This is a genomic window from Bradyrhizobium sp. U531 (assembly GCF_051710265.1).
GTDB lineage: Bacteria > Pseudomonadota > Alphaproteobacteria > Rhizobiales > Xanthobacteraceae > Bradyrhizobium.
In genome coordinates this window covers 2,294,404-2,319,803 of sequence record NZ_JASVEN010000001.1, presented here as the reverse complement: position 1 = coordinate 2,319,803, position 25,400 = coordinate 2,294,404, and the positions used below count along the sequence as shown (strand labels likewise).

Here is a 25,400-nt window from a genome sequence, read left to right as displayed (position 1 = left end):
CCGATGGGGCGACCTCGATCGCGGCGGCCGCTTCGTCGCCGCGGAGATCTAGAGGACCGTCTCATGACCGTGTCAGCAAGCGCAGGCCAGTCCACCGCGTCCATCCCACAATCGGCGGCGGAGGTTTGCCGCGCCGAGGACACGGTACGCAAGGAGAGCGTCACGCCTGGGAACCTGAGCCAGGACGTTGCGCAGAGCATCCTTCTCGGCCAGCACGAGACCTACGCGGCGCCTGTGCTGGACGGCGCGCCGGTTCATCCCGAAACGACGATTCCGGCTTGGAGGCTCGGAGCGGAAGATCTGCCGATTGCCGACCATGATCCGCCGCCGGGTGCGGCGGGCATACCGGATGCCTGGACCGGGCGAGTGCCTTCTGCGGATCACCAGACCGGTCACGTGGAGATAGAGGAGTTGCCGCTGCTGGGAAAAACGGGCGTGATTGATGCGCACGAGGCATCCAAGTTTGTCCGTGAGCAGATCGTCGGTTATGGCAGCATCCAGATCGGCAACAGGCTTGCGGACCGGACGCTGGATTATCAGCATGTCAACGACATGTTCACCGGCATGACCAAGACGCTGGTACCCACCTTGGTGAAGGCAGAGGTGAAAGTGCTGTGGACCGACGCCCTGTCTTCGGACCAGCCCTTGGTGACCCGGATCCTGGCGCGGGAGGGCGGTCCCACCGAACAAGACTGGAATTTGCTGCTGAAGAAGGTCGCGAGCGACAACAAGAACGTGCCGGACCTGTCGACCAGACTCAAATCCGCCGTTGGATTCCTGAAGGCAGCTCACGAGGAAGGGATTGAGATCCGCGTGCTGAAGAAGGGCGAGCAACCGGCCCCTGAGCCGAAAGACGAAGGGACATTCGTGGTTCTCGGCGGCAACACGAGCCGAGACAGGCCTTTTCTCGACGTCGACGTCGCTGGCAGGCAGCATTTGGCCCAGGGACAGATCAGGGCATTCGACGACAAGACGAGTGTCATCAACGTCGCCTTGAACCGGCCGTCGCAGTCGCCGGCGGTTCGGCCGGCTGCACGGAAGTCGTGGGATGATATCTGACGCTGGCTCTGTGCAGGCGAGCCTCTCGTCCTGCGAGGCGGGGTACAGAAGCCCCGCCGTGACGTGCGGCACATCATGCGGTGGCCGGACGCGCTATCGGTCGGCAGGACCGAAGCAAGTGACGGAAATGGAGCAGATCCGATGATCGAAGCAACCCAACCTCCGCATGTCGATGCCGGCAATGCGATACAGAGTGGTCAGGACCAGATAGCGCCATCCAAATCCGAAAACCGTGTCTCATCGGGCATTTCGGCGCATCAGTCCTCGGCGCCCGTGACTGTCGTTGCGGATCTGCATGTCGGCGTGAAAGGATCGCCTGCCGCTCATGCGAGTGGACCGCTGGTGCCTGCGTCGGCCTTCGTCAGTCCGGACGACGTCACGAGCGGGGGAGGAGCGCCGGCCACGAAGCGGCCATCCACGTTGCTGGATGCGCTCAAAGACTTCGATCGGTCGTTCAAAGGGCCGGGCGATGCCAAGGACCGTGCGGCAAAGCTCACCAACCTGCTGTACTTCGCCACCCATCGGAAAACCGAGGTTGACACGGTTGCGACCCGACAGATCATCGCAAGAGAGATGTTGGCCATCGACGGACGCAGCCAGGTAGGCCCTCTGCTCGAAGCAATTGAAGCGCTCAGCCCCGAGCAGGCCAAAGCCGCGGCATTGCCGCTTACTCAGGTGATCGGCACCATGCCCGATGGAGCCGAGAGAAAGATGTATGCCGAAGCGCTGACCGTGACGTTGAACATGCTGCTTGCCGACCCGAGCAGCGACCGGGCGATCATCGGCCGTGCCGTTTCGGATCTCGCGCCATACACGGGTCAGGAAGAGCAGCTGAAAAAGGAGATTGCGAACCTGACCAATAAGGACCTCAAGGCCGATCAGCGTGCGGCGGTGCTCAAATTCATCGTGCGCGAGGGAACGCCGCGCTCGATGCAATCGGCGGTGAACGACCTGCAACGTCATCGCGACCTCGTTCCGGACATGCTCGCGCATTTGGGTAAGCCTCACGAAGCTCTGTTCGTCCTCAGACGAATCACAACCGCGATCGATCAAAATCACGGACCGCAGCGCGCGGAGCTCGCGAGAACGGTTCGAGAAAGCTGCATTAAGTATGCCGCCACGCTGAAGCCCAGCCTCCAGGCTCCCTTCAAAGAGCTCGGCGAAAGGCTGGAGAGCAATTGAACGTGACGCGCAGCGCTCTCGGCTCGCCGTGATCGCCCGGGGCGGCAAACGAGCAGAGACGGCACGTCAATGCGCGCCGATCGGTCATGTCTTGGGGCGGTGATCGCCGGCATCCATGTCGATCACGCCGCGTGCGAGCGGGCCTTTGTAGAGCAGGTGCCGGTTCGCCTGGACCCAGACGAGCACCTCGGCGACGGCATCGAACAGCTCATCGGGTACGATATCCTCGAGGTCGGTCCTGGCGTACAGCGCCCGGGCCAGCGTGACGTTGCGGAAGATCGGCACGCCTGCCGACTCGGCCTCGGTGCGAATGACATGGGCCTGACCGCCGAGCCCCTTTGCCGTCACCACCGGCAGCTTCAGCTTGTCGCTGTCGTAACTCAGGGCGATCGCCACATGGGTGGGATTGACGACGACGGCCGTGGCGCGGCGGGCCTTCTGGCCGGCATCGCCCATCACCAGCTCCTGCGCCAGCCTGCGACGGTGGCTCTTGATGTGAGGGTCGCCCTCGCTCTCCTTGTATTCGCGCTTACGCTCCTCCTTCGACATCATGAGGCCCTTGGTGTAGCTGTATTTCTGGTACATGAAGTCGAAACCGGCCACGACGACGAACGCCAGCGCCGAGTACAGCAGCAGGTCGCGCAGCATCGCGACCGTGATCGAGGTCTGGCAGGTCAGCCCGCAGGACAGCGAGGCGATGTAGGGGCCGATCGCGCCCTTGATGACGAAGTAAAGCAGGGTGGAGAGAAAGCTGATCTTCACCAGCGACTTCAGCACCTCGACGAGCTGCTTCATGGAGAAGATGCGCTTCAGGCCCGAGCCCGGACTGACCTTCTCGAGCTTCGGCATCAGGCTTTCGAGCGCGAAAATCGAGCCGATCTGCAGATAGTTGGCGAAGATGCCGGCGACGAGCGCGGCGCCGAGGATCGGCAGCAGGATCGCAACCGTCTCGTGCGAGACGATCGCGATGGCCGCGGCCGCGGTGTCGCTGAAGCGGCCGGCCTGCAGGTACGCGATCTGGTCGAGCAGGCCGACCATGCGTGCCATCATGTTCGGCCAGGTGAACCAGATCGTCGCGAACACGGCGGCGAGCGAGGCGGTGGTCACGACCTCCTGGCTCTTGGCCACCTGGCCCTTGGCGCGCGCGTCGCGGATCTTTTTCGGGGAAGGCGGCTCGGTCTTTTCGCCGGACGACTGGCTCATTTGCGGCCTCCCGGGGCAGGATCGTGGGCAGTTGCGGGCCGGCCGATCCGATCGCCGAGCCTGAGGAGCTCGTACATCTGCCCGATGTTGCGGTCGAAGGAGGCGAACTGGCGCTCGACGAACGGCATCAGGATCGGCGCGTAGAAGACGAGCACCAGGATCGCCAGCACGCTCTTGATCGGCATCGCCAGCACGAAGACCTGAACCTGAGGCGAGAAGCGGCTGACGATGGCGAGGGCGAACTCGGCAAGGAACATCACGGCGAGCACTGGCGCGGCGGTCACGAAGGCCATCCGCATGGCGGTGTCGGCGAGGCCGAGCGCCATCCCGGGAAACAGATCCGATGCGATGGGGATGGCCTTCGCTGCCGGCCATATCGCGTAGGACCTGTAGACGACGCCGAGCACCAGCAGGAATGCGCCGGTCGACAGAACGTAGGTCAGAAAGGCCTGGGACAACAGCGTGCCCAGCAGCGAGGTTTCCTCGCCCTGCAGCGGATCGATCGCGGATGCGACGGCGGCTCCGCGCTGGCTGTCGATTAACCCGCCGACAGCCTGGACGGCCCAAAACATCCATCCGACCACGTAGCCGGCGAGGAAACCGACCGCATATTCCTTGGCGAAATACAGCGCGAGCGCGGCGGCGGAGTGGTCGAAGCTCATGGCGTAGTCGAGATTGATGGGTACCGCGATCAGGGCCAGCGACAGGATCGTGGCGGCGCGCGGCATCATGGGAACGGCGGCCGAGTTTAGCAGCTGCGAGGCGCTGAGAAAGGCGTAGAGCCGCGGCAGAGACAGAAGCAGGGCCAGGAAATAGTCGGTGTAGACCCGCAGGAGTTCGACCACGGCCTGCATCGGACGCCTCAGGTCATCGCCGGGAAGTTGTTGAACAGGTTCATCGTGTAGGTGAAGATCTCGCTGCCGAGGAAGCCGGCCATGGCGGCGATGGTGACGGCGACCGCGATCAGCTTGACGGCGAACGAGATCGTCTGCTCCTGCACCTGGGTCAGCGCCTGCAGCAGGCCGACGAGGATGCCGACCGCGGAGGCGACCAGGATCGGCGGCAATGACAGCATCAGGACCAGCATCATCGCCTCGTTGAGCTGGTGCACGGCTTCGTTGGGAGACATGGCGATCTTTCCGGGGGACGGGCCGCGCGGGAACGCAGCGAGACGATCAGTGGGAGTAGGTCTTCACCAGTCCGAGGATCAGGCGGGACCATCCGTCCACGGTGATGAACAGGAACAGCTTGAACGGCAGCGAGATCGTCAGCGGGCTGACCATCATCATGCCGAGCGCCAGCAGGATGTTGGTCACGATCAGGTCGATGGCGAGAAAGGGAAGGTAGAGCAGGAATCCGACCTCGAAGGCTTCGCGGAGCTGGCTCACCGTGAAGGCCGGCAGGACGATCACGATGTTGTCCGCGGTCAGGCCGTCGGAGAGGGTCTTGGGCCAGAGCTCCCGCGCCGATTCCAGGAAGAAGGCCTTCTCGCGGCCCGAGGCATGCTTGCCGAGGAAGCGCTCGAGCGGTCCGCGGCCGGTCTCGAAGGCGGTCTTGAGGCCGTCGGCCGTTCCGTAGTTCGGTTTCGCTGCGCTGACGAGGTCGTACGTTTCCATGACGACAGGCGCCATGATGTAGGCCGAAAGAATCATCGCGAGCGCATTGAGCGCGATGTTCGGCGGCACCTGTTGGACGCCGAGCGCATTGCGGACCAGCGACAGCACCACCGAAATCTTGATGAAGCTCGTGGTCACGACGGCGATGAACGGCAGCAGCGCCGCAAGGCCGAGGATGAGGATGAGATTGAAGGGATCGGTCATGGCCGTGTGTTGCCGACGCTGAATTATGCCGGAGAGGACATGACGCGGGTGATGCGCACGCCGATGCGTTCGTCGATGCGGATCAGATCGCCGATGCCGATCAGCTGGCCGTTGGCGCGGATCGCCACCTCGACGCCGTTGTCGAGCGCGGGACGATCGAGCGAGACGACGGCGCCGGGCTGCCAGGCCTGGACCTGCGCGAGCGGGATGCTCATGCGGCCGATGTCGAAATCGACGATGACGCCGAGCTCGGCCATTGTCGCGACAGGTGCGTCGGTCGCCGCGGCATCCGGTTGCGGATCTGCGCCGATCCGGGGCAAGGGATCGTGGTCGTCGGACATGCTGTTCACCCTCTCGAGCAGGGATCGTCGGTACCGCTCGGTGACTTCATGGCCGAGGCAGACCCAGGTTTCATCGGTGAGGCGGAAGGCGTGCGCGCGGCCTTGCGCCCGCAGCACGATGAGATCCGGCGGCAGGCGCGGAAGCGCAACCACATCGCCCGGCTGCAGCCGCGAGAGGTCGCGATACGACAAGCGAAGGCTTCCGAGGGTGTGGCAGGCTTCGGTCGCAAGGCTCTCCGCCAATCCCAGTTTGACGGCCGCGGGTGCAATCGCTCCCGCCGCGACCACCGAGGTGAACGAGGACATCGCCGCGCCGATGACCAGCCGGACCGGCTCGGCCGCGATGCGCTCGATGGTCACCGACAACCATTGCAGGCCGTTGCCGATCCGCCGGGAGACCTCCTGCAACGCGCCGCGCGCGACGATTGTGGGCCGGCCCATGTGGTTCTCGGGAATCGCATCCCAGATGGTGCCGACCACGCCTTCCTCGATGCAGCCGCGCAGTGCGGGTGGCAGGCCGTGAACATCAGGCATATCGAGATCTGCGCCGAACAGCGCCGCGAAGGGAAACGTCTCGATGATGGCAACGAAGAGCGGGCTGCCGTCCGGTTGCACCAGAAGTGCGGGCGTCGCCGGATCGGGCGGATCGATCGCCGCAAACCGGAACGCGGCACCGGAGGGGCCCCGTGACAGCGGCACGTCGCGATAGGACAGGATCGCGTTCCACAGCTCGTGGTCATCGAACGCGGCCGAAAACGCGGGCGGTTGCCAGTGAACGATGGTCATGAGCACAAGACAGCGATCATTGCGATGGGGAAGCGATCAGAGAAAAAGGCTGAGCGGTGGCAGAGCATCAGGCTCCCGATCCGCCGCGTCAGGACGCTTCTCGATATCGAGAATACGAACGATCTTCTTGGACTGGCGCGTCAACAGCCGTGCGGCCAGGGCTTCGGCGGCGCGGACCAGTGCTTCGGAGAGTTCCGGCCCGACGCGCTCGAAGGTGACGTCCAGCGTGGTCGGCGTGAACGTGATGTACAACCCCGTGAGGCCGAGCTCCTCGTGCGGGAAGGCGAGAGCGAGCTGCAGCGGCGCGCCGTCGCGCGGCGCCATCTCGGCACGGATCGATCGGTCGATCGCTTCCGTCACGGCGTTCACGATGGCGTCGGTCGACGATGCGGCGGCAGGGGCGGGAGCCGCATCGGCGGGCGTGGGCAATCCGGTCCAGCGCGGCTGCTCGGCGATAGCCAGAACGCGCGGCTCCGGCGTCTGCTGCTCCTGGCCGTCCTGGCCCTCTGAATCGCGCTTCGCCTCGCGGATGGCGGCGCGGAAGCTGCGGAGGAAGCCGGCCTCGCGATCCGTCATCGCGTAGGACGATCCGGTGAGATCGTCGTCGAAGTCGAGGGATCCGCCGTCGGTCAGGTCGGCCTGCGGGCCGGTGCCGGCGCGGGGATCGACGCCAACATCGTTCGGGGTCATGAGCCCGTTGCCGGGCAATGCACCGCTGCCGGATTTGCCGATGTTGATCATGCTGGCCTCCTGCTTCTCGAGCTGAACATGTCTTCGATCTCGATCTCGTCCCGGTACGCCGCCTGGCCGCGGACCTCGTCGCCGATGGTGCCGGTGAGGAGCGAATATTTGTCGCGCTCCTTCATCGACTGACGATGCGCGGCAACGGCGTCCTTCAATTGCCGGTCGAGGCGGGCGTGGACGTGCACGGCGCGCTCGGAGGCATCCACCAGCTTGGCGTGCTGGTTCTCCAGCTGCCACAGCAGGCCCTTGGTCTCCTCGATCTTGTCGTGGTCGATGACGCGGCCGATGATGGGTTCGTAGATGGCGTCTTCCCGCTCGGGCAGCGTCCTCTCGCTGTCCCTGACATGGCCTTTCGCGCGGTCGAGCTCGGCGAGCGCGGCGGTGACCTCGATGCGCTTGGTGTTCACCGCACGCAAGGCGCGGTCTTCCTTCAGCTCCTTGAGCCGCAGCAACAGCTTCAGCTGCTCGATCATGAGGTCAGCTCCGCAAGCTTGGCGAGGGTGGTTTCCATGTCGTCGAATTCGTCGGTCGCCTGCTGCAGGTACTGGTTGATCGGATCGTGCTTGTCGATCGCAAGGTCCGACTGCGGATCGGAGCCCTTCTTGTATTCGCCGACCTTCACCAGCAGCTCGATGTCCGCATAGGCGGCGAGCCAGGCATTCACCTTGCGCGCCATTGCGGTCTGCCGCTTCGGGACGATCGCGTCCATGACGCGGCTCTTGGAGCTGAGGATATCGATGGCCGGATAGTGACTTGCCGCCGCCAGCTTGCGCGACAGAATGATATGGCCGTCGAGGATAGATCGCGTCTCGTCGGCGACGGGCTCGTTCATATCATCGCCTTCGACGAGGACGGTGTAGAGCGCGGTGATCGAGCCGGTGTCGTTCATGCCGACGCGTTCCATCAGCTTCGGCAGCGTGGCGAAGACCGACGGCGGAAAGCCGCGCCGGGTCGGCGGCTCGCCGGCGGCGAGGCCGATCTCGCGCTGCGCGCGCGCAAAGCGCGTCACGGAATCCATCAGGAACAGGACGCGCTGGCCCTGGTCGCGGAAATACTCGGCGATCGCGGTGGCGACATAAGCGGCCTTGGCGCGCTCCATCGGGCTCTTGTCCGAGGTGGCGACCACGAGCACCGCCTTCGCCATGCCCTCGGGGCCGAGGTCGTGCTCGATGAATTCGCGCACCTCGCGCCCGCGCTCGCCGATCAGCGCCAGCACCGTGACGTCGACATCGGCGCCCTTGACCATCATGGAAAGCAGGGTGGACTTGCCGCCGCCGGCGGCGGCGAAGATTCCCATCCGCTGGCCTTCGCCGAGCGTCAGCAGGGCATCGATGGCACGAAGACCCGTGGTGAGCGGACGGTCGATCACCCGGCGCTTCATCGGGTCCGGCGAGCCTTTGTGGACGGGATACCAGGCCTCGGGCTCGAAACGCTCGGGCCGGCCGTCGATGAAGTTGCCCAAGCCGTCGAGCACGCGGCCCTTGAGTCCGGGGCCGACCGCGACCGACTGCACGCGGCCGGTGCGGCGCACCTCGGTCCGCGGCGAGACGCCGTGGGTCTCGCCGATCGGCGACAACAGCGCTTCCTCCTGAAGGAAGCCGACGCATTCGGCGAGCAGGCTGCTGCCGGTCGAGCGCGTGTAGAGCTCGACGATCTCTCCGACCTGGACGTCCGGGACCGCGGCGTGGATGATGGTGCCGACGACCTTCCGCACGCGGCCCGTGAGGTGGAACGGCTCGAACGTCGCGACCCGCGCTTGCAGGTCGGTGACGAACCCGGCCAGCCTGGAGGTGATCCGCGCCGACCGGGCGGCGCGGATCGAGGCGACGTCGAAGGCCGCGGTTTCGGTCGAGCCTGCGTATTTGTTCACGGCTGGATCTCGCTCGAAGCGTCGCTGTGGTTGCTGAGGGCGTCGAGCACGTCGGCGGCGGCCTTCGCATGCGCGCTGCGGATGACCGCTTCGAGGTCGGCGAACCGTTCCGCGATGTTGCCGTCGACGCGTCCGACACCTGTTTCAAGGATGATGCGCGATCCCTGCAGCGTCTGGTCCTCGACGAGGTCGACGAGCTGGACTTCCGGGAATTCGTGCAGGATGGCCGCGATGCGTTCGCGAAAATGTGCGTGCAGGCTGGGCGAGACGCGAAGCTCGGCGCTCTTCTCGCGGCGCATCTGCCGCAAGCTGGCCTTCACCAGGGCCTCGGCGCGCGCGACGTCGTCGAACCCGTCGACGAGCTTGCGAACGCACTCGACGACAAGGCGGGAAAGATCGCGCTCGATCGCGACCAGCCCCATATCGAGCGTGCGGCTCTCCTCGATGAGCTGGCCGACCGATCGAATCCGTGCCTCGACGAGGCCGTCCTCGTAGCCGCGGCGCGTCTCGCTCTGATACGACAATTCGGCCTGATGACGCAGTTCGGTCGCTGCGGCTTCCGCATCCGCGATCAGCCGATTGGCCTCTTCGATGGCTGCGAATTCGGACCGCGGCAAAATATGTGCACCGGCCGCCAGCGCGTAGTCGAATTCCTTCAATCGATAATAGCCGACCACGATTGCTGTCTCCGGCGCACGATCTTTACGATCTGATCACAATGGATTGTCTCGAAACGTCCGACGGCGCTGTCGCGCGACGCATAATGAATGGCCGACGGCAGGCGCAGCGCGAACGGGCCGGCGAGCGAGGGCTCGGTGCCGTCGAGGAACCTGCCGAGTGCCGCCATCCCGAGCTGCTCGATCTGCCCGACCTGGCCGGGCTCCGTGGTCGGCTGCAGCGGCTCGTTGCGCGGTGTCAGGTCGAGCTCGCAGAGGGAGGGGTAGAGCACCGGGACTTCCTGGATGGCGAAGTCGAACACGCCTCCGCCGAGTGCATCGCGGATCTGCTCGCGATCGGCCTTCATGACCGTGCCGCGGATCCGCCGTGACAGGATGGCGGCGGCCAGCAGCCTCGCCACGTGTGCTACCTCGTCCAATGGAGCCGTCAGGATCACGACCGCAAGGCGCGAGGAGGGCGCGCGGCGCAGGCGGCCGAGCATGAGATTGTCGATCGGAACGGCATCGAAGCCGATCTGGGCTGCAACGGCGCGGTTGATCGGAGCGCGAAACGCCCGGTGACCGGCCATGGTGTCAATCATCGCGCCGCCGAGCGGCTCAAGCTTGCATTGCGTGGGGTCGATGTAGTCGATCGGACGCCGGAGCAGCGAGGCCAGGCGCGCGGCCAATTCCAGTGTTCGCGCTTCCGCGCGCGGATCCGGCGTCGCGGGAATGTCGGGGAGCGGAGGCCGCTCCGGCGCAGTGAACTCCTCGGCTCGCGCTGCCAGGACCGCTGTCACGACGGCTCCACCATGGCCATCGCGGTCGCGGGCGAACGGCCGCCCCGATCCTGCCGCCGGCCGCGCCACCACGAGAACAGGGAGATCAGGCTGTGGGCGATCAGGGCGACGAGCAGCACGCCGGTTCCCGAGGCGATCTGCCAGAAACGGGTCTGGCTGCCTTCGAGGACGCTGAGCCCGGGGAGCACCTCGATGGTCTTCGGCCGGTCGGCCGGTGCCGCTGTGCTCAGCTTGGTCGGCGCGGCGTCCATCAGCACGACCGTCACGGCCGAATAATCCAGCCCTTCCACCGCACTCGAAACCAAGCGGCGGATCTGGGGCTGGAAGAAATCGAGATCGACGCCGGGCTGGTGCTTGATGAAGACCGCCGCGGAGGACGGCTTCACCGGCTGGCCGAGCGTTGGGGAATCCGGCAGCACGATATGGACGCGCGCAGAAACGACGCCGTCGATCTGGCTCAGCGTTTGCGACACCTCGGCCCCGAGCGCGTTGATGTAGCGGACCCGTTCCTCGAACGGCGTCGACATGATCCCGGTCTTCTCGAACGCCTTGGCGAGCGACACATAGGTACTCTTGGGATAGCCGGCGTCCTTGAGCAGCGCGATTGCGCGCAACATGTCGCGCTGGTCGACCGAGATGGCGAAACCGTCCTTGGCTCCCTTTGAGGCCTTGTCCACCGCGATGCCATTGGCCGTGAGGACGGCGAGCATCTGGTTGGCATCGGCTTCGGACAGATTGGAGTAGACCTCCTGCTGGCACCCCGCGAGCGCGAGCGCAGCGAGAACGATCAAAGCCCTGATACGCAGGCCCATGCGGGCAGCTCCGCTTGCTGTGAGTCCTGGAAGCGACTGTGGCAGGCTCTCACTGCCCCTTGAGCAGGGACTCGAGCGCCTGCGTCGACTTTCCCGTCAGCTTCGAGGTGACGTCGACGAGCACGGAGAATTTTGCGACTTCCATCTGCATCGACAGCAGCGTGTTGGTGTCGGCCGCACGTGCCGAGGCAAGATTGTTGATGCGGGCTTCCTGCTTGTCGAACGCGCCGCGCAAATTCTGCAATCCGTTCAGGATGGTGTCGCCGTGAGGCGCCGGCGCCGTCTTCGGCGGATTGAGGTCCAAGGCCTGGCGCGCGCGATCCTGCGCATCCGCGGCCGTTCCGCCATTCGCAGCGATGATCGTTTCAGGCGGACGCGTCGCGCTTGCGACGTCTGCAGGGGGAGAAGCCGCGGCTCGATTTGTCGCGGCTCTCTCCATGGTCGCGGAAAAGCGCTGGCTCGCCGCTTCGCTTGGCTCGACCCGTCCAACTTTCGGTGTGCCCGCCTGATGCGCAAGATCCGTCAAACCAATGCTAGCCACCGGCGTTCTCCCGAAATAAAAATCAAAAGTATGGGCGATCCAAATGAATGCCCCTGCTGCGAGCGGATCTATCACCAAACCCAGGGCCCAACATCCCTCGATCGAATGACGCGCGATCGAAACGTCGATCAGCTTTTCGCGATGACGAATTGCGCCGCGATAGTTCCATTGAGCGGCGGGACGCGCGGCCTGTAATCTGCGGCACACGTCGGGCGCGAGGGGATTGTTATTTTCGGAAGGAGACGGTTCGCCTAGGGAGAGCGTGGTGGCAGTATCGGTCGAGACGGCACGGCAGTCGATCGCCGCCGATAACGCCGGCTCGCCGGTCGGAACCGGGTTGATGGCGGAGCGGCAGGGCAGCTATCGCAGCGAAGCCGTACGACCAACGCTCGACAATGCGGTGATCACGAAAGCGGCGGCGCAAGGTGCCGGCGTGGTGACGACGGTGCGGACCAACGTCCAGGACCTGGCGCGCCGCGTCCAGCAGGACCCGGGGGTGACGACGACGTCCCTCTACGAGACGCTGGCCGAATTGCCCGAGATCGACAAGACGGCCTTGCCGCGCATGTTCGAGTTTCTCGATGGTCTTGCTGAACTGGCCGGCGGCGAGGCCGCGCACGAGCACCACGCCGAGGAAGCCGAACCGGTTGAGGGCGTCGATGCGCTTGCCGAGCAGGAGGCGGCGCAGGTCGACAACGAGCGCGTGCGCACCATCGGCGATCGCGAAGGCAGCCGCGGCGGCGGTGACGGCGAAGGGCAGGCGCGGGACGAGGAGGATCTCGAGAGCAAGCTCATGCAGGCGCTGGGCAAGTTCGGCAGCATCACCGACAAGGCGACGGCCGTCGCCCTGGCGCGCGGCTATTTCGAGTCCAGGGGTGCCAATCCCCTTTTTCTCAACATGCTGAGCCTGCTGTCCGCCAAGCTCGACGGCATCGTGCCGCAGGCCACGCTGGCGCAGGTGATCGCGGCACAGGAAGCCCTGCTTGCGGCGGAAACGCTCGAGACCAGTCCGGCCGCCGTGCGCAGGCGATACCGCAGGAGGCTTCGCGAGCTTAAGAATCTCGGCGAGCTGTTCGAGGAGTTGGTCGAGATCGGACTGGAGAGCAGCCTGCCGGCGCTGCTCGCCGAGATCGGCAGCGATCTTGCCGGCGTGACCCTGCAGAGCGATCGGGCTTTTCTGCGTTCGTTGACCTCCGAGCTGAAGAAGCTCTGGCAATTGAGGAGCGCGTATGACGACACGCGGGAATTGCTGCGTCTGACGGAGCCTCATCTGCCGCGCTTCGAATGGCGCCCCGAGCCGGTCAAGTTGACGTCGGTGCTGCTGTTGTTCTGTGCCAAGCCCGTGGTGGGCCCCTCCGACACGCGCGTTCTGCTTGGCCCGGTCGCCACAGCCGTGCTCGCGAGCCAGGTGGTGTTCGCCAACGGCCTGATGGACCTGCACAGCAGACTGCCGGACGGGATCTGGTCCAACGCCAAGGAGCGGATGCTGCAGCACCTGGCGCTCGGCGCGTTGTGCCAGCGGCTCACCGAGGAGGAGGAACGATTCTACGAACAGACCAGCGGCGCATCGGCGGCATAGCACGAGATGGCGCAGCTTTCAGTGTTGGCGCGGCGGGTCATCGAGGCCTTTGCCGGGAACGCCGGGATCGCCGCCCGGCCGGCTCCGGACTTCAGCTACGGATTCGAATTCGCCGAGCGCGGAACGTTGTCGATCATGGCAGCCGAGGATAGCCAACGGATCATCGTTTGCCTGTCGCGCAGGCCGCGACGAATGGCGGCAATGATGCTGAAGGAGTTGCTCGATATCGCCGGCTACGATCCTTTCAGCGGATCCATGGTCCACGCTGGATTGGCGCCGGATGGCGCGATCGCGCTCGCGATCGACATGGATGAGGCGCGATTCGATCTGCAATCGCTCGACGAGGCGCTGACGCGGCTCGACGAACTGCATCGCTCGCTCTCGTGACCAGACGGCCCATTCCGTTGACGCGCGACGATGGCTTTCCTGCAACAGCGCGCGAGATTCTCGCTTGGCGCGGGCGCCGATCATCACTGAATCGTCATGGCCCGGATTGAAGTGATTGCGCTTTTGACGCTGGCCGTCGGCGGAGTGACGGAGAAAACGCATTGCATCGTTCGAACGTAGGACGCCCGGATTCCATTGCTCTGGCAATGAAGCGTTCGAGGGACACCATTCGTGTTTGTACCGGCGGCGATATTGGTCCGTTGGACCTGGAGATTTCAGCTTGAAGTGCGTATCTCGCGAGAGTCGTTCGCCGCCGTCATCGGTTCGCCGCCCCATGCGCCAGGTCCGAGTTGCAGGCTGCCGGAGCGATTGCACGATTCGTCCGTGCGCCGCGTTGACCGGGCCCGACGAGAGAAGGACCGCGGTCTGATGAGACGTGCTGGGCGCTCTGCCGTTGCAACGGTCGCGGCGTTGATCGCGGCTGCGCTTTTGACGTCCGGCTGCGCATTCCTGAACGCAGATAGCTGCGCGGACCGCGCCAACCTTCCGCCCGATCAGCTCGAATTCAGGGGCTGCAACGGCGGTGCGCTGTCGGCCGAGAATACGCGCGAGACGGTTTACCGCGGTGACGACAGTTCCCGGCTCTGGACGGGGGCCGAGGTGCGCCGCGGCGCCAATGTCGACCCAAGCAGGGTCAACCAGCCGCCGGCGGCGCGCTCGGCCATCTCGGCCTGGACGGGCTCGTTGAAGGTCGAGGTCCCCGTGGACGAGGAGGCGAGCAGCAAGGATGCCGCGGAGATTCGGTCGGCGGGAGGCAACAAGTTCGATCCCGACGAGAAGGTCACGGTCAAGTTCGAGAAAGCATCTCTCGACTTCTTCCTGAAGCAGATGCTGGGCGGTGCGCTCGGCGTCAACTATGTCGCGCCGGACGATATGGCGGGGTCGGTGACGTTCCGCACCGAGCAGCCGATTTCCAAGAACCAGGTGCTGCAGGTCGTGCGCGACGTGCTCGGCCGCAACGGCCTCGAGATGCGCTACATGAACGGCGTGTACCAGATCGCGACCTCGGAGGCGATGGCCGGGCTGCAGCAGACCGTGGCGCCCGGACGGGCCACCGACCAGACGACCCGCGTGCTGCGGTTGCGCAAGGGCAGTGCCAATGAGGTCATCGCCTTCGTGCGGCAACTGGTGCCGGAGGAGATCACGATGGTCCCGGCAAGCGGCGGTGCGTCGATCGTGGTGAAGGCACCGGCGACCGAGCTCGACAAGATCGCGGAGCTCGTGAACATCTCCGACAGCAGCCTCGGCGACGATCGCGTCGCCATCGTTCCCTTGAGCCAGAGTTCGCCGGAAAAGATCGCTCAGCAACTCGGGGAATTCTACCGCGCTCAGGCGCAGGCCGCGACCATCGTTCCACTCGATAACCAGCAGGCGCTGTTGATCGGTACCAAGGACAAGAGGGCGCTCCAGGGCCTGAAGGAGCTGATCCGGCGTCTCGACCGCGACACCGGCGGTGATATGGCGATGCGCATCATTCCCTTGATCCATCTCGGCGCGGACGAGATCGTGCCGCAGCTGACGGCGATCTACGCCGCGAGCGGTGGCGTTGCGGCGGCTGCTGCCGCGCCTGCGGCGGTGCCTGTGGCCGCGAGCGCGCAGCCCGGCCAGGCCGCGGCGTCCGCTCCGTCGGCGGCTCCGGTGCCGCCCATCCAGGTGCCCCGCGGCGTCGCGCCCGAAGAAGGCGGCTTCAGCAGTCCCGGTTTCGCACTTGGCGGTGGCGCATCGCCGCCGTCGGGTGGGGCGGCGCCTTCGGGCAATGGCAGCACCGCTGCCGCCATCGCGTCCAGCCTTGCCGGCCAGGCGCCGGTCGCCGTCGCGGTCGCAGGAGCGCCGCCGGTGAAATTTGTCGCCGACACGCGCAGCAACGCCGTGATGGTCTATTCGTCCTATTCGTTCTTCAAGCTGATCAGGGATCGGTTGAAGGTGCTCGACGTGCCACAGGCGCAGGTGGTGATCGAGGCGACGGTCGCGGAAGTGACGTTGAATGATACCCTGTCTCGTGGTGTCGAGGCGTTTCTCAACGGAAAGGGATTGGAGGTCGGCTCGACGCCGCACGGCGCGGTCACCGCGAACCAGGGCGGAGGGTATGTTCGTGCGAAATTCGGGGTACAGGGTGCGACGGTCGATGTGGTCCTGCGGGCCTTGCAATTGGTGACCAATGTGAAGGTCATCTCGACGCCATACCTGACCGTCGTCGACGGCAAGACCGCGCGCCTGGTCATCGGCGACCAGATTCCGTTTTCGTCCTCGACGGCGACCGCGCAGCTCAACACCGGAACCACGGTGACTCAACAAATCACCGTCAAGGACACCGGCATCATTCTCGAGGTCACGCCGAGGATCCGGGCCGACAATTCGGCGTTGTTGACGATCGACCAGCAGGTCAGTGACGCGGTGCCAAACGACACGACAAGCGGATTGACGCCGACGATCAAGACCCGGCAGGTGAAGTCGGACATCATGGTGCAGTCGGGCGCGACAGTCATGCTGGCAGGGCTGATGCAGGAAAGCGTCGATCGCACCGAGACTGGCATTCCCGTGGTTCGCAAGGTTCCGGTGCTGGGTGAGCTATTCAAGCAATCGGAGGACCACGCGATCCGCCGCGAGCTGATCGTCCTGATCACGCCGCGGGTGATCCGGGCCTCGAACCAGATCGAGAACATCACGCGCCAGCTGCGCGGGGCGATGCGCATCCGCGAATGACCCCGCGGAAGCCGCTGCGTTCAGTATTGGAATGAATAGACGCTCTCCTCGCGCAGACGCGCAAAGGTGTCGAACAGCACGGCGCGTTCCTCCACCCGCGTTTCGTGGGATCGCCTTGCGTGGCCTTCAAGATAGCTCTCGAATTTGTGCGCGGCTTCGACCTGCTTCTTCGCCTCCAGCGGCGAGCTGAGAGGCAGCGGATCCCGGCCGCCGGCCTCGGTCTGGAAGCGCGGTAGGGGGCCTGCGGTGCGCTGGATCGGATCGCTGTCGAAGGGCATGATTCTCTCCGTACTCTCGCTATGTCGTTTCTGCCGACAAGGCCCGGCGTCGGCGGAATTCCACCCACAGGATGAAGATCAGCCCGCCCAGGATCGCGGTCGCGTTGAGGGCCGTCTGCGACCATCGTGCGATCCGCTCGCCGAGGCTGTGCGCCTGCAATTGCCCGCCTGGGGCGTTCGACGCGATGGCTGCCGCCTTGTCGCTGCCGGACTGCAGCAGCCGGGCAAGGCCCTGGCGGAACTGCGTACGGTCCGCGGGCGAGGAGATCAATCCCATGAAATCGTCGGACCAGCCCTGGTCACTCGCGGTCAGGCTGCTCCTGAGCGCCTGCGGCACCGACATTTCGCGCCAGGTCGCGCCCGATGTCTCCAGGGTCGCGATCACGGTCCGGTAAAAGCGCGGGCTGAACACATAGAGTCCGATCGGGGTCTTGCGAGAGTTGATCAGACGAGCGAGGTGCGGCATTGCGTTGTCGGCAAGGCCAAATCGTTCGGCCTTGCCCCGCGCCGAGACGACGATGCCCTGGTTGAGCAGGTCGATTCGGATCGAGTCGGAATCTCTCCGGCGTTCGAACAAGAGATCGACGAGATCCTCGCTGGCGAGCGGCGCGCGGGCGACGCTGACGAGGTCGCTCTCGACGTCGATCGGCTCGGGCACCTGCTCGGAGGGACTGGACGATCCGGATCGTGCGCCGAGCAGCAGGATGAGAACGAGCAGCATCAAGGCGAACAGGTTCGCGGCGATGTCGGTCACGGCGGAGATGCCGGCCGGTGCGGCTCTCATCGGATCTGTCCATTCGAGCGGGGAGGCGGCCGCAGGCAGTGGGCGACGATGGCGCGTTCGCAGCCGGGCTCGAGCCTGACCTGACGGATCTGCCGAATGCCATGCCGGCTCGCGATCGCCTCGAACTGAAATGCCGCCTCACTGCCGTCGGGCGCGATGAACAGCACCAGCGGCTCGTTGGCACGCTGCATCCCCTGCAATGCCGCCGCGAGCGTCTGGTCGGAAAACATGCGGTCCAGTGGGATCAGGTTTGTCGGAGAGCTGTCGATCGCAAGTCCGGCGGAGGTCGCGAGCCACGGCGTCACGCGGCGTCCGTCCAGCTGAAAGCCGGCCTGCGCCTCGGTCGCCGAGGCAGTCCGTTGCGGCAGGCTGGGCAGGATGGCAAGGACCGCAAGCACGATGATGGCCGCGACGCTCAGCAGCAGATCCGCCAGCGGATCGCTTGCCAGCACCGGATCGAATTCGTCGCGCTCGGCCGCGACATCGTCGAGCATGGGAGGGGCGATCATCGGGCCTCTCGCGCATCGTTCACGATCAGCATGCACATGGCGGCCAGCTCGGTTTCGCGCTTCTCGAGCAGGCCGAGGGCGAGCGAGCAGATGATGCTCGCGATCAGTCCGAGCAGTGTCGTCTCGAACTTGACGGCGAGGCCCGCAAGGCTTGCGGAAATGTCGACGTTATGCCCGGACGATGCGTTCAGATCGTGCGGAAGCTCCGATATCGCGCTCGCCAGGCCGATCACCGTGCCGAGGAAGCCGAGCAAGGGCAGCAGCGGCAGCAGCGACCGTATGAACTGGCGCGACGCCGACTGGAAACGGTCGAATGACAGGGCGACGAGGCGCGGCGATGCGGCGGCTTCCGGACCGGCGGCGTCGAGCGCGGCGGTCAGCAGGCGGACCGCGCGGGTGTGGCCGACCGGTGCGAGCTGCCGGGCAAGGACGGTGGACAGATCGGGCCGGCGGCCGAGGGCGCGCTCGGTTTCGATCAGGCGGCTGACGCCGGCAACGATCCGGCTGTCCGTAATATGCAGCTGCGCGGCGTCGAGGATCGAGGCCATCACGACGAAGAACAGGAAGATGATGGCGCTGTGCACCACGGTCCGTCCGAGCACCGCCGAGACGACGACCGACTGCACCGGCCCGGAGCCGGGATCCATAAGATACGGTACCGCCAGATAGAACAGCAGGACGAGGAAGCAGGCGAGCGCCACCGGCGCTGCGGCCGACTGCATCTCGACCGGGCCGGTGCGGTCGAGCGGTCTCAGCCAGAAGCGCGCGAAGGCGAGGTGGCTTTCGCTCGCCAAAGCGCGGCTTGCGATCAGCGTCACGAGGAGCTGCGGCCAGACCGGGTAGCGGGCGACGAGGGCGACGAGCGGCTCACCTGCCGACAGCGCCTGCACGATGAAGGGGAACAGCAGCGTGTGGATCGTCCCGGCGATGATGCCGGCGCGAAAGCATCGGTGATGCATCTTCCAGGCGCCGAAGGACGTCACGAGGAGCACGGCGGCGGCGACCGCGGGCCAGTGCGCGAAGCCGCCCGCGCCGAGATAAAGCAGGTAGGCAACGAGGAAGCCGATGCCGTAGATGCGCACCCGCCAATCGTCGATGCGAAGCCGGGAGTCGGTCTCGCCGGGCAGGTCACGGCGTTCTGCGATGGACGTCACGCGGCGGAGAGCTGGTTGACGAGCTTGATTCTCTCGAGCGGTTGCACGTTCGAGCTCGGCTCCAGCTCCTGATAGGACAGCACGGCAAGATCGGGGAAGTCGCGCTCGATGACCTTGCGCATGAAACGCCTTATGTCCATCGGCGCCAGCAGCACGGGCGACAGGCTGTGCTGGCCGGAGCTGCGGATCACGTTCTTCATCGAGGCGATGAGCTGGCGGTGGATGTCGGGCGCAAGCGCAAGGTAGGAGGCGCCGCTGGTCTGCCGGACGGCGCCGCGCACCGCGTCCTCGATCTCCTTGGAGAGCAGATAGGCGGGAATGATGTTCTGGCCGCCCGAGAATTTGTGAGTGATATAGCGGGACATGGCGCCGCGCATGTGCTCGACGAGGATGATGGGATCCTTTTCCCGCTGCCCCCATTCGACCAGTCCTTCGAGGATGGTGCGCATGTCGCGGATCGAGATCTGCTCCATCACCAGCCGCTGCAGTACATCGGTGATGGTGATGACCGGAAGCACGCGCGTGGCCTCGCGCACCAGCTCGGCGAAATTGTCCTCCATCTGGTTCATCAGGTACATGGTCTCCTGGATGCCGATGAATTCCGACGCGTGGCTCTTCAGCACATGCGCGAGGTGATAGGTCAGCATGCTCGACGGCGTCATGATCTGCATGCCGGCGCGCTCGACCAGCGGCAGATGCTTCATCTGGACCCAGTAGCTTGGCGTGTTCGGCAAAAAGTCCTCGCCGCGCTCGAACGGGATGTCGAACATGTTGAGGTTCTCTTCGGTCTCGCGAACGATGAACCAGTTCGGCTGCAGCATTCCCGCGGCCACCGGAATCTCGTTCACGAGGATGCGGTATTGGCCCTCGCGCAGATTGTCGTTGAGGCGGAGGTGGACGCCTGGGAATGGCACGCCGAGATCGAAATAGAGGGCGCGGCGCACGCGCGCGACCTCGCGATCGAGCTTGTTCGGGCGGATCGAGTTGCGGACGGCGGAAGAGAGGTCGACGATCAGGGGAACGACGAGGGTGAACTTGACGTTCTCGATCGGCTCGTTGTCCTCGGGGTCGTCCTTCGGGAAGGAGGGCACGTCCCTACCGGACAGGGCGCCGGCGAGCGCCGGCATTTCCTGCGTGCGCTGGTCCGACAGGTTGCGCTTGCGGGCGCGCGCGGTCAGAATGCCGGCGCCGGCGCAAGCCATCGACAAGGCGATGAAGACGATCGGCGGGAAGCCGGGCACGATGGCGAAGATGCCGAGGATGCCGGCCGTGATCATCAGGGCCTTGGGCTCGTTCATCAGCTGTGCGGCGATGTCGGTGCCGAGGTCCTTGTTCTCCTCGGAGGAGACGCGGGTGACGATGAAGCCGGCGGTGATCGAGATGAACAACGCGGGAATCTGCGAGACCAGGCCGTCGCCGATGGTGAGCAGTGAATAACGCTCCAGCGCCTCGCCGGCCGTCATGCCGTGCTGCAAGGTCCCGATGGCGATGCCGCCGATCAGGTTGATGGCGATGATGATGAGGCCCGCGATGGCATCGCCCTTGACGAACTTCATGGCGCCGTCCATGGCGCCGTAGAGCTGGCTTTCCTTCTCGAGCTTGTTGCGGCGGCGCTTCGCCTCGCCGAGCTCGATCTGGCCGCCGCGCATGTCGGAATCGATCGACATCTGCTTGCCGGGCATCGAATCGAGCGAGAAACGTGCGGAGACCTCCGCAACGCGTTCGGATCCCTTGGTGATGACCATGAAATTGACGATGGTCAGGATCAGGAAGACGACGAGGCCGACGACGAGATTGCCCGCGACCACAAACTGGCCGAAGGTCTCGACGATGTGACCGGCGTCGGCCTGGATCAGGATGAGGCGGGTGGTCGAGATCGCCAGCGCAAGCCGGAACAGCGTGGTGAGCAGCAGGATCGAGGGAAACGAGGACAGCTCGACCACGTTCTGCAGATAGACCGACGCCATCAGCAGGATCGCCGCCAGCGTCAGGTTGATGCCGATAAGCAGGTCGATCACCTGCGTCGGCAGTGGCAGGATCATCATGAAGACGATGCAGACCAGCATGAACGCCAGCATCAGGTCGTTTCGCTTGGAGATCGTTCGCAGGAAGCCGGTCAGCATGTTCAAGTCCTGTTGTCGTCTTGCGGGGGCGCGGCGGGAGGGTGCTCCCGGCGCGCGCGGACGGAGCTAGATCGAAATCCGCAGCCGCCCGGTGCCGTCCTGCAGGCTGGCGGAGGTGAGACCGCGTTCCGACAGGTCGGCGGGCGACGGCGGATTGAGGAGGTGGCTCAGCGTCGCCACCAGGCGGTCGGCGCGCTCGACCAGCCGATCGATCGCGGCCTGGTCGACCGCATCACGCTGCAGGGCTTGATCGGCGATCTCGCTGAGGTCAGCGACGTGGTCCGCGGCCACGGCGGCATTGGCGTTCGCGGTGAGATCGTGCCGCCGCACCACGGCCGCGGCGTCGTCGCGGGCGGCGGTGGAGGTGGCGTCATCGCGCACGCCGATCGGGGAAGCGGAATTCCGCGGTTCTTCCAGAGCAAGCGCGGAGCTGCGGTCAGGTCGGCGGCCGGCCCGCGCCGGATCGTCATCGCGCTGATCTGCGGCGCTATCGGTCGCCCGGCGCGCGGTCGATGCGGCGATCGCTTCCGCCTCGGCTCGGTGCGCATCGTCAGACGCTGCGGATGGATCGTTGGGCGTCGGTAATGCCTTTGCTTGCTGGTTCACGAGCGCCGGATCGGGACGGGCCGCTTCGATCGCTTGCTGCTCGGCTTGCGCGATCACGTCCTGCCTCGCGCTGAGCGCTGCCGTGTCCTGATCCCTTTCCTGATTGTCGCCGGCGACTTCACCTCTCAGCTCCACCGCCGCGTCGGCGTTCCGCCGCGTCAGGTCATCGGTCTGCTGTGTCGCGATATCCTTGTCATCGGCCGTCCGGTCCTGCTGCAGGCGCTGCTCCTTGACGGCTTGCGCCTCGGTCAGGAACTGCTGCACGTCGGCATAGATGCTCTCGATCAGGCCGATCGAGCTGTCGTTGCCGGCGTCGATGCTGCGCTGCTGGCTGGCGAGGTTGCGGATGATGGCGGCCGCGATCGACGCAAAGCCGGAAAGGAAGCCCGACTGCAGGCCGGCGATCCTCGCCGCGTTCGCGTCCGACTGAGTCTGGAGATTTCCGATCGCCAGCGTCAGCGTGGAAATCGAGGCCTGGATGGCCGCGATCGCGTCCATGTCGGCCTTGACCAGATCGGGATCAGGCGGGTCGAGTTTCTGGTCGTGCTGCAGCTTGTCCTCGGCGCTGGCGAGATCGGACGTGGCACCGGTTTTCTGCTGCTGCAGATTGGCAATCTCGGCTGCATTGTCGGCATTCTGCTCGATCAAACGCTGCCGCTGGAGAGCGTTGGCGCCGATCGCGCCAAACACGCCGGCAAAGCCGCTCAGCAGCGAACGAATCCGGTTCGCCGCGGCCTTGTCGGCGCCGTCGCTGCGCAGGATCGAGAGCACGAGCTGCAGGCTGGCGTCGTCGCTCGAAGGACCGATAGGCGGCAGGCCGGTGGCAAAGGCTCCGGATGTACCGTCCGCGCGTGGGCCGCTGGCAGGCTCGGTCGGGACCTCGAGCCAGAGTGAGGACGAATATGGCGAGACGCCTGAGACGGAGGACATCGTCTTTTCCTTCGCATGATGGACGGCGTGAGCCTAATCGGGCCGCAGGGCGGCGGTTGTGCAGAAAATCACTCGATGTAGAGCCGATGCCGTGCGCCGGTGCGTCCATGCGCGTTCGCCGCCGCCCGATCCTCGGCAAGCGCGATTTCGTCCCCGGCCAGCAAGGCGAGCTCGCTGGCAATCGCGTCGACGACGGTCTCGATTGCGGTCAGCATGACGGCGAGACACATGAGCAGACGCTTTCCCGCGGGCGGCCGCGATTTCCGCAGCTTCTCCACCAACTCGCCCTGTGCGCCCATGTTGGCGAGATAGGCGAGAAGCTCTTCCTCGCGAATATTCGGGGCGCCGGGAACGAACTGCGTCTGGTAGGGCCATCCCGGGATCATCGCGGCGTTCAATGCGAACGAAGCGATGATACCTCGCATCTCGGTCATGGCCGGGCTGGCCGCCATCGTGATGCCCGCAGTGTGCGCCTTGTCGGCTGCGCGCGGTTGTTGGTCGGGGGAAGTGGCGACGTCTGCACTTGCGTCGGCGACGGGAGGCTGTGTTGCGGCATCGATCGCTGCGCCGCGCTGCGGCTGCGCATTCGGCATGGGGGACGAGCCCTCCCAGAGATCGCTGCGGGAGCCGCTCGCGACGACCTGCTGGTGCAGGGGCATCGCGAGGCGAGGGGCCGATGGTGGCGTGGCGAGCAACTGTGCGGCGTCTTCCCTGGCAAAGCCCTGCTGCTCGGCGGCGCTGCCGGGCTGCGCGGCCAGGGCCTGCCGGATCGCAGCCGATAGCGCCACGGAAGGCGCCTCCTGTGCACCGGCGTTGCTGCTTGCGGTGAGACTCATCAACAACGTGCGGACGATCTCGGTCTCGAGCCGGTCGGAGAATGCCGTGGGCAACCGCAGGCCGGCAAAGCCGGGCGCGCCCGTCGGCAGCGGAGTAGCGCTGGTCCCGTAGCTGCCCGCCGCGGGCATCCTGGTCGATGCTTCATCATCGGAGTTAGGGGCGAGCGCCTTGGCGATTTCCACCGCCATGCTGCTGCGCATCAGGTCGTCTAGCGTGTGGAGCAAGCCCTCGATCGGCGTCATGACCCCGGTTCTCCCGTCTGGTCCGCGCCAGCGCGCTCTGCCAGGTGCAGTTCGATCGCAACGCGGTAGCGTTCGGCCTCGGCCGTCAGGGCAGGCGGTGTCTCCGTTGTCGTCTTCTGCTCGAAGGCGGCAAGCTCGGCCGCGGCCCTGGTCCAGTCGCGACTGCGGGCGGAGAGTTCGAGCACATGCAGATGCGGAACGGCCCAGCGCGGCCGCAACGCCGTCGCGCGTTCGAAAGCGGCCAACGCCTCCGGCCAGGCTGAGCGCGCCCTCAGGCAGATCCCGAGGCCGACCCAGTGATCGGCACTGCCTGCATCGACGATGCAAAGCGCGCCGAACAGCCGCTCGGCTCTTGCGTGCTCGCCAATCATCCCCCAGCGATGGGCCCGGGCATAGAGAAGCTCGACCGGTTCGCGCTTGATTCCGAGCGCTTGGCCGAGCAGGACGCCATCCTTCAGGCGCGCGACGATCTTGCGGCCCGGCAGGCCTCTTGCGGTCGCCGCCGCGACGAAGAGCTGTTCAAGCAGGAGGAATTCGGCCGCGCCGGGATCGGCGTCAGCGGCGGTCGGTTCGAGATCGTCGTGATGGACTGCGGTCGCGGCCGACATGGCAATTACTTCTTGAGCAGGGCAATCCGGTCCAGCAGCTTCCTGGCTTCTTCGCGAATGGCCGCGGCGTCGCCCTGCGGTCCGCTCGCCAGCCGCATCGCTTCGGTCAGGTCTTCGGTTGCTTCTGCGAGTTGGCCCATCGCAAGGCAGGCGCGCCCGGAGAAGAAATAGCCGCGCGGATCCGACGGCGCGAGCGCAACGATCGCCGACGCTGCGTGCAAAGCGAGGCTGTTTTCGCCGAGCAGCAAGGCGCAATTGGCCAGACCGGCCTGGAGCTCGGGATCGCTGGGATCGCATACGACGAGGGCGGCATAGGTGCCGAAGGCCTCGATCGGTGCGCCCTTCTGCAGCTGGTTGCGCGCGACGTCGAGGCCGAGGCGAAGATCGACCGGCTCCAGCCCGAGCGCCTTGCGAACGGCTCCCTGGGCGATGAGACGTTGCGCTTCGCCGAGCTCGGTGGCGCGTTCGCCCGTGTCGGGCATGAGTGGCCTTCGTGGAATCGCAACGGACATCTTGACGCTCGCGTTGTTTCAAGGCGTGGGTGCCGCGGGGCGGCTCCGGTTATAGCGGGGCACGATCGGGCAATAATCCTCCGATCGTCGGAGGCGCGGCGCCGGCGGGTCTGGTCAATGACGACAAAGCCTGTGCTGTAAACGAACTCTCCCTGTCCTCTGTTGCGCAAACGAGGCGAAGGTCGGATAGATCATGAAAGCAGCGGCTCTCGTGTGCCGCATGTGACAAGCGCAACGCAATCGCCGATGCGCTGCGGGAGTTGGCATCGCGAAG

The 25,400-nt window shown here is 65.6% G+C and carries 26 protein-coding genes; 5 read left to right on the top strand and 21 right to left on the bottom strand.

All coding sequences use genetic code 11. The annotated features are described in order from the left end of the window. Positions 1 to 63: 63 nt before the first annotated feature. Both QRQ56_RS11445 and QRQ56_RS11440 read left to right on the top strand, forming a co-directional pair. Positions 64 to 1,059, top strand: a complete 996-nt coding sequence (locus QRQ56_RS11445; protein WP_438739848.1) for a hypothetical protein — start codon at positions 64 to 66, stop codon at positions 1,057 to 1,059. Positions 1,060 to 1,200: 141 nt separating this feature from the next. Next, positions 1,201 to 2,241: a hypothetical protein gene (locus QRQ56_RS11440; RefSeq protein ID WP_438739846.1), complete on the top strand. Its 1,041-nt coding sequence runs from the start codon at positions 1,201 to 1,203 to the stop codon at positions 2,239 to 2,241. An 84-nt stretch (positions 2,242 to 2,325) separates the two neighbouring features. Here the strand turns inward: QRQ56_RS11440 and sctU are convergent, their stop codons facing one another. From sctU to sctI, 12 genes are all read right to left on the bottom strand, one after another. Continuing rightward, the gene (gene sctU / locus QRQ56_RS11435; protein ID WP_438739845.1) at positions 2,326 to 3,444 is read right to left on the bottom strand and encodes a type III secretion system export apparatus subunit SctU; all 1,119 of its coding nucleotides are present in this window, start codon (positions 3,442 to 3,444) and stop codon (positions 2,326 to 2,328) included. Further along, entirely contained in the window at positions 3,441 to 4,298 is an 858-nt protein-coding gene (sctT, locus tag QRQ56_RS11430) for a type III secretion system export apparatus subunit SctT (protein ID WP_438739844.1), read from the bottom strand. Before sctT ends, sctU begins: the two co-directional genes overlap by 4 nt. A gap of 8 nt (positions 4,299 to 4,306) precedes the next feature. Beyond that, positions 4,307 to 4,573, bottom strand: a complete 267-nt coding sequence (gene sctS, locus QRQ56_RS11425; protein ID WP_438739843.1) for a type III secretion system export apparatus subunit SctS — start codon at positions 4,571 to 4,573, stop codon at positions 4,307 to 4,309. A gap of 46 nt (positions 4,574 to 4,619) precedes the next feature. Continuing rightward, entirely contained in the window at positions 4,620 to 5,264 is a 645-nt protein-coding gene (sctR, locus tag QRQ56_RS11420; RefSeq protein ID WP_438739841.1) for a type III secretion system export apparatus subunit SctR, read from the bottom strand. 23 nt (positions 5,265 to 5,287) lie between these two features. Beyond that, a complete protein-coding gene (locus QRQ56_RS11415; RefSeq protein WP_438739839.1) occupies positions 5,288 to 6,391 on the bottom strand; it encodes a FliM/FliN family flagellar motor switch protein in 1,104 nt (367 codons plus the stop codon). A 36-nt stretch (positions 6,392 to 6,427) separates the two neighbouring features. Beyond that, positions 6,428 to 7,132, bottom strand: coding sequence for a hypothetical protein (locus tag QRQ56_RS11410; RefSeq protein ID WP_438739838.1), 705 nt, complete (start codon positions 7,130 to 7,132; stop codon positions 6,428 to 6,430). Beyond that, a complete protein-coding gene (gene sctO, locus QRQ56_RS11405; RefSeq protein WP_438739837.1) occupies positions 7,129 to 7,608 on the bottom strand; it encodes a type III secretion system stalk subunit SctO in 480 nt (159 codons plus the stop codon). Before sctO ends, QRQ56_RS11410 begins: the two co-directional genes overlap by 4 nt. Beyond that, complete coding sequence (sctN, locus tag QRQ56_RS11400; RefSeq protein WP_438740165.1) at positions 7,605 to 8,930, bottom strand: type III secretion system ATPase SctN; 1,326 nt, start codon at positions 8,928 to 8,930, stop codon at positions 7,605 to 7,607. Before sctN ends, sctO begins: the two co-directional genes overlap by 4 nt. A 71-nt stretch (positions 8,931 to 9,001) precedes the next feature. Continuing rightward, on the bottom strand, positions 9,002 to 9,682 hold the full coding sequence (gene sctL, locus QRQ56_RS11395) for a type III secretion system stator protein SctL (protein WP_438739835.1): 681 nt from the start codon (positions 9,680 to 9,682) through the stop codon (positions 9,002 to 9,004). Beyond that, positions 9,661 to 10,461, bottom strand: a complete 801-nt coding sequence (locus QRQ56_RS11390) for a hypothetical protein (RefSeq protein ID WP_438739833.1) — start codon at positions 10,459 to 10,461, stop codon at positions 9,661 to 9,663. The genes sctL and QRQ56_RS11390 overlap by 22 nt, the downstream gene beginning before the upstream one ends. Then, complete coding sequence (gene sctJ, locus QRQ56_RS11385) at positions 10,458 to 11,273, bottom strand: type III secretion system inner membrane ring lipoprotein SctJ (RefSeq protein ID WP_438739832.1); 816 nt, start codon at positions 11,271 to 11,273, stop codon at positions 10,458 to 10,460. Before sctJ ends, QRQ56_RS11390 begins: the two co-directional genes overlap by 4 nt. Before the next feature lie 49 nt (positions 11,274 to 11,322). After that, the gene (sctI, locus tag QRQ56_RS11380) at positions 11,323 to 11,814 is read right to left on the bottom strand and encodes a type III secretion system inner rod subunit SctI (RefSeq protein WP_438739831.1); all 492 of its coding nucleotides are present in this window, start codon (positions 11,812 to 11,814) and stop codon (positions 11,323 to 11,325) included. A 265-nt stretch (positions 11,815 to 12,079) separates the two neighbouring features. On the opposite strand from sctI, the gene QRQ56_RS11375 reads away from it, so the two are divergent. The 3 genes from QRQ56_RS11375 to QRQ56_RS11365 all read left to right on the top strand — a co-directional run bounded on the left by QRQ56_RS11375 (position 12,080) and on the right by QRQ56_RS11365 (position 16,543). After that, positions 12,080 to 13,393, top strand: coding sequence for a wHTH domain-containing protein (locus QRQ56_RS11375; protein ID WP_438739830.1), 1,314 nt, complete (start codon positions 12,080 to 12,082; stop codon positions 13,391 to 13,393). A gap of 6 nt (positions 13,394 to 13,399) precedes the next feature. Further along, entirely contained in the window at positions 13,400 to 13,780 is a 381-nt protein-coding gene (locus QRQ56_RS11370) for a hypothetical protein (RefSeq protein WP_438739829.1), read from the top strand. Positions 13,781 to 14,209: 429 nt separating this feature from the next. Beyond that, positions 14,210 to 16,543, top strand: a complete 2,334-nt coding sequence (locus QRQ56_RS11365) for a hypothetical protein (protein ID WP_438739828.1) — start codon at positions 14,210 to 14,212, stop codon at positions 16,541 to 16,543. A gap of 20 nt (positions 16,544 to 16,563) precedes the next feature. On the opposite strand, the gene QRQ56_RS11360 is transcribed toward QRQ56_RS11365, so the two are convergent. From QRQ56_RS11360 to QRQ56_RS11320, 9 genes are all read right to left on the bottom strand, one after another. Beyond that, complete coding sequence (locus QRQ56_RS11360) at positions 16,564 to 16,821, bottom strand: hypothetical protein (RefSeq protein ID WP_438739827.1); 258 nt, start codon at positions 16,819 to 16,821, stop codon at positions 16,564 to 16,566. A gap of 19 nt (positions 16,822 to 16,840) precedes the next feature. After that, on the bottom strand, positions 16,841 to 17,605 hold the full coding sequence (locus tag QRQ56_RS11355) for a hypothetical protein (protein ID WP_438739825.1): 765 nt from the start codon (positions 17,603 to 17,605) through the stop codon (positions 16,841 to 16,843). Further along, positions 17,602 to 18,099, bottom strand: a complete 498-nt coding sequence (locus QRQ56_RS11350; RefSeq protein ID WP_438739823.1) for a hypothetical protein — start codon at positions 18,097 to 18,099, stop codon at positions 17,602 to 17,604. The genes QRQ56_RS11355 and QRQ56_RS11350 overlap by 4 nt, the downstream gene beginning before the upstream one ends. Before the next feature lie 11 nt (positions 18,100 to 18,110). Beyond that, positions 18,111 to 19,268, bottom strand: coding sequence for a MotA/TolQ/ExbB proton channel family protein (locus QRQ56_RS11345; protein WP_438739822.1), 1,158 nt, complete (start codon positions 19,266 to 19,268; stop codon positions 18,111 to 18,113). Further along, positions 19,265 to 21,391 (bottom strand): type III secretion system export apparatus subunit SctV, encoded by a 2,127-nt coding sequence (gene sctV, locus QRQ56_RS11340; RefSeq protein WP_438739820.1) that lies wholly within the window; start codon positions 21,389 to 21,391, stop codon positions 19,265 to 19,267. Before sctV ends, QRQ56_RS11345 begins: the two co-directional genes overlap by 4 nt. A gap of 66 nt (positions 21,392 to 21,457) precedes the next feature. Continuing rightward, entirely contained in the window at positions 21,458 to 22,927 is a 1,470-nt protein-coding gene (locus QRQ56_RS11335) for a hypothetical protein (protein ID WP_438739819.1), read from the bottom strand. Positions 22,928 to 22,995: 68 nt separating this feature from the next. After that, positions 22,996 to 24,006: a hypothetical protein gene (locus QRQ56_RS11330; protein WP_438739818.1), complete on the bottom strand. Its 1,011-nt coding sequence runs from the start codon at positions 24,004 to 24,006 to the stop codon at positions 22,996 to 22,998. Beyond that, positions 24,003 to 24,614 carry a hypothetical protein gene (locus QRQ56_RS11325; protein ID WP_438739816.1) on the bottom strand — a complete coding sequence of 204 codons (612 nt, stop codon included), beginning with the start codon at positions 24,612 to 24,614 and terminating at the stop codon, positions 24,003 to 24,005. Before QRQ56_RS11325 ends, QRQ56_RS11330 begins: the two co-directional genes overlap by 4 nt. Positions 24,615 to 24,619: 5 nt before the next feature. Then, complete coding sequence (locus QRQ56_RS11320; RefSeq protein WP_438739814.1) at positions 24,620 to 25,096, bottom strand: tetratricopeptide repeat protein; 477 nt, start codon at positions 25,094 to 25,096, stop codon at positions 24,620 to 24,622. Between the last annotated feature and the right edge of the window lie 304 nt (positions 25,097 to 25,400).

Bases quoted from the DNA above. Each gene is read 5' to 3' on its own strand.
- QRQ56_RS11445 (WP_438739848.1), top strand. From the start codon at position 64: ATGACCGTGTCAGCAAGCGCAGGCCAGTCCACCGCGTCCATCCCACAA.
- QRQ56_RS11440 (WP_438739846.1), top strand. From the start codon at position 1,201: ATGATCGAAGCAACCCAACCTCCGCATGTCGATGCCGGCAATGCGATA.
- sctU (WP_438739845.1), bottom strand. From the start codon at position 3,444: ATGAGCCAGTCGTCCGGCGAAAAGACCGAGCCGCCTTCCCCGAAAAAG.
- sctT (WP_438739844.1), bottom strand. From the start codon at position 4,298: ATGCAGGCCGTGGTCGAACTCCTGCGGGTCTACACCGACTATTTCCTG.
- sctS (WP_438739843.1), bottom strand. From the start codon at position 4,573: ATGTCTCCCAACGAAGCCGTGCACCAGCTCAACGAGGCGATGATGCTG.
- sctR (WP_438739841.1), bottom strand. From the start codon at position 5,264: ATGACCGATCCCTTCAATCTCATCCTCATCCTCGGCCTTGCGGCGCTG.
- QRQ56_RS11415 (WP_438739839.1), bottom strand. From the start codon at position 6,391: ATGACCATCGTTCACTGGCAACCGCCCGCGTTTTCGGCCGCGTTCGAT.
- QRQ56_RS11410 (WP_438739838.1), bottom strand. From the start codon at position 7,132: ATGATCAACATCGGCAAATCCGGCAGCGGTGCATTGCCCGGCAACGGG.
- sctO (WP_438739837.1), bottom strand. From the start codon at position 7,608: ATGATCGAGCAGCTGAAGCTGTTGCTGCGGCTCAAGGAGCTGAAGGAA.
- sctJ (WP_438739832.1), bottom strand. From the start codon at position 11,273: ATGGGCCTGCGTATCAGGGCTTTGATCGTTCTCGCTGCGCTCGCGCTC.
- QRQ56_RS11370 (WP_438739829.1), top strand. From the start codon at position 13,400: ATGGCGCAGCTTTCAGTGTTGGCGCGGCGGGTCATCGAGGCCTTTGCC.
- QRQ56_RS11365 (WP_438739828.1), top strand. From the start codon at position 14,210: ATGAGACGTGCTGGGCGCTCTGCCGTTGCAACGGTCGCGGCGTTGATC.
- QRQ56_RS11360 (WP_438739827.1), bottom strand. From the start codon at position 16,821: ATGCCCTTCGACAGCGATCCGATCCAGCGCACCGCAGGCCCCCTACCG.
- QRQ56_RS11355 (WP_438739825.1), bottom strand. From the start codon at position 17,605: ATGAGAGCCGCACCGGCCGGCATCTCCGCCGTGACCGACATCGCCGCG.
- QRQ56_RS11350 (WP_438739823.1), bottom strand. From the start codon at position 18,099: ATGCTCGACGATGTCGCGGCCGAGCGCGACGAATTCGATCCGGTGCTG.
- sctV (WP_438739820.1), bottom strand. From the start codon at position 21,391: ATGCTGACCGGCTTCCTGCGAACGATCTCCAAGCGAAACGACCTGATG.
- QRQ56_RS11335 (WP_438739819.1), bottom strand. From the start codon at position 22,927: ATGTCCTCCGTCTCAGGCGTCTCGCCATATTCGTCCTCACTCTGGCTC.
- QRQ56_RS11330 (WP_438739818.1), bottom strand. From the start codon at position 24,006: ATGACGCCGATCGAGGGCTTGCTCCACACGCTAGACGACCTGATGCGC.
- QRQ56_RS11325 (WP_438739816.1), bottom strand. From the start codon at position 24,614: ATGTCGGCCGCGACCGCAGTCCATCACGACGATCTCGAACCGACCGCC.
- QRQ56_RS11320 (WP_438739814.1), bottom strand. From the start codon at position 25,096: ATGCCCGACACGGGCGAACGCGCCACCGAGCTCGGCGAAGCGCAACGT.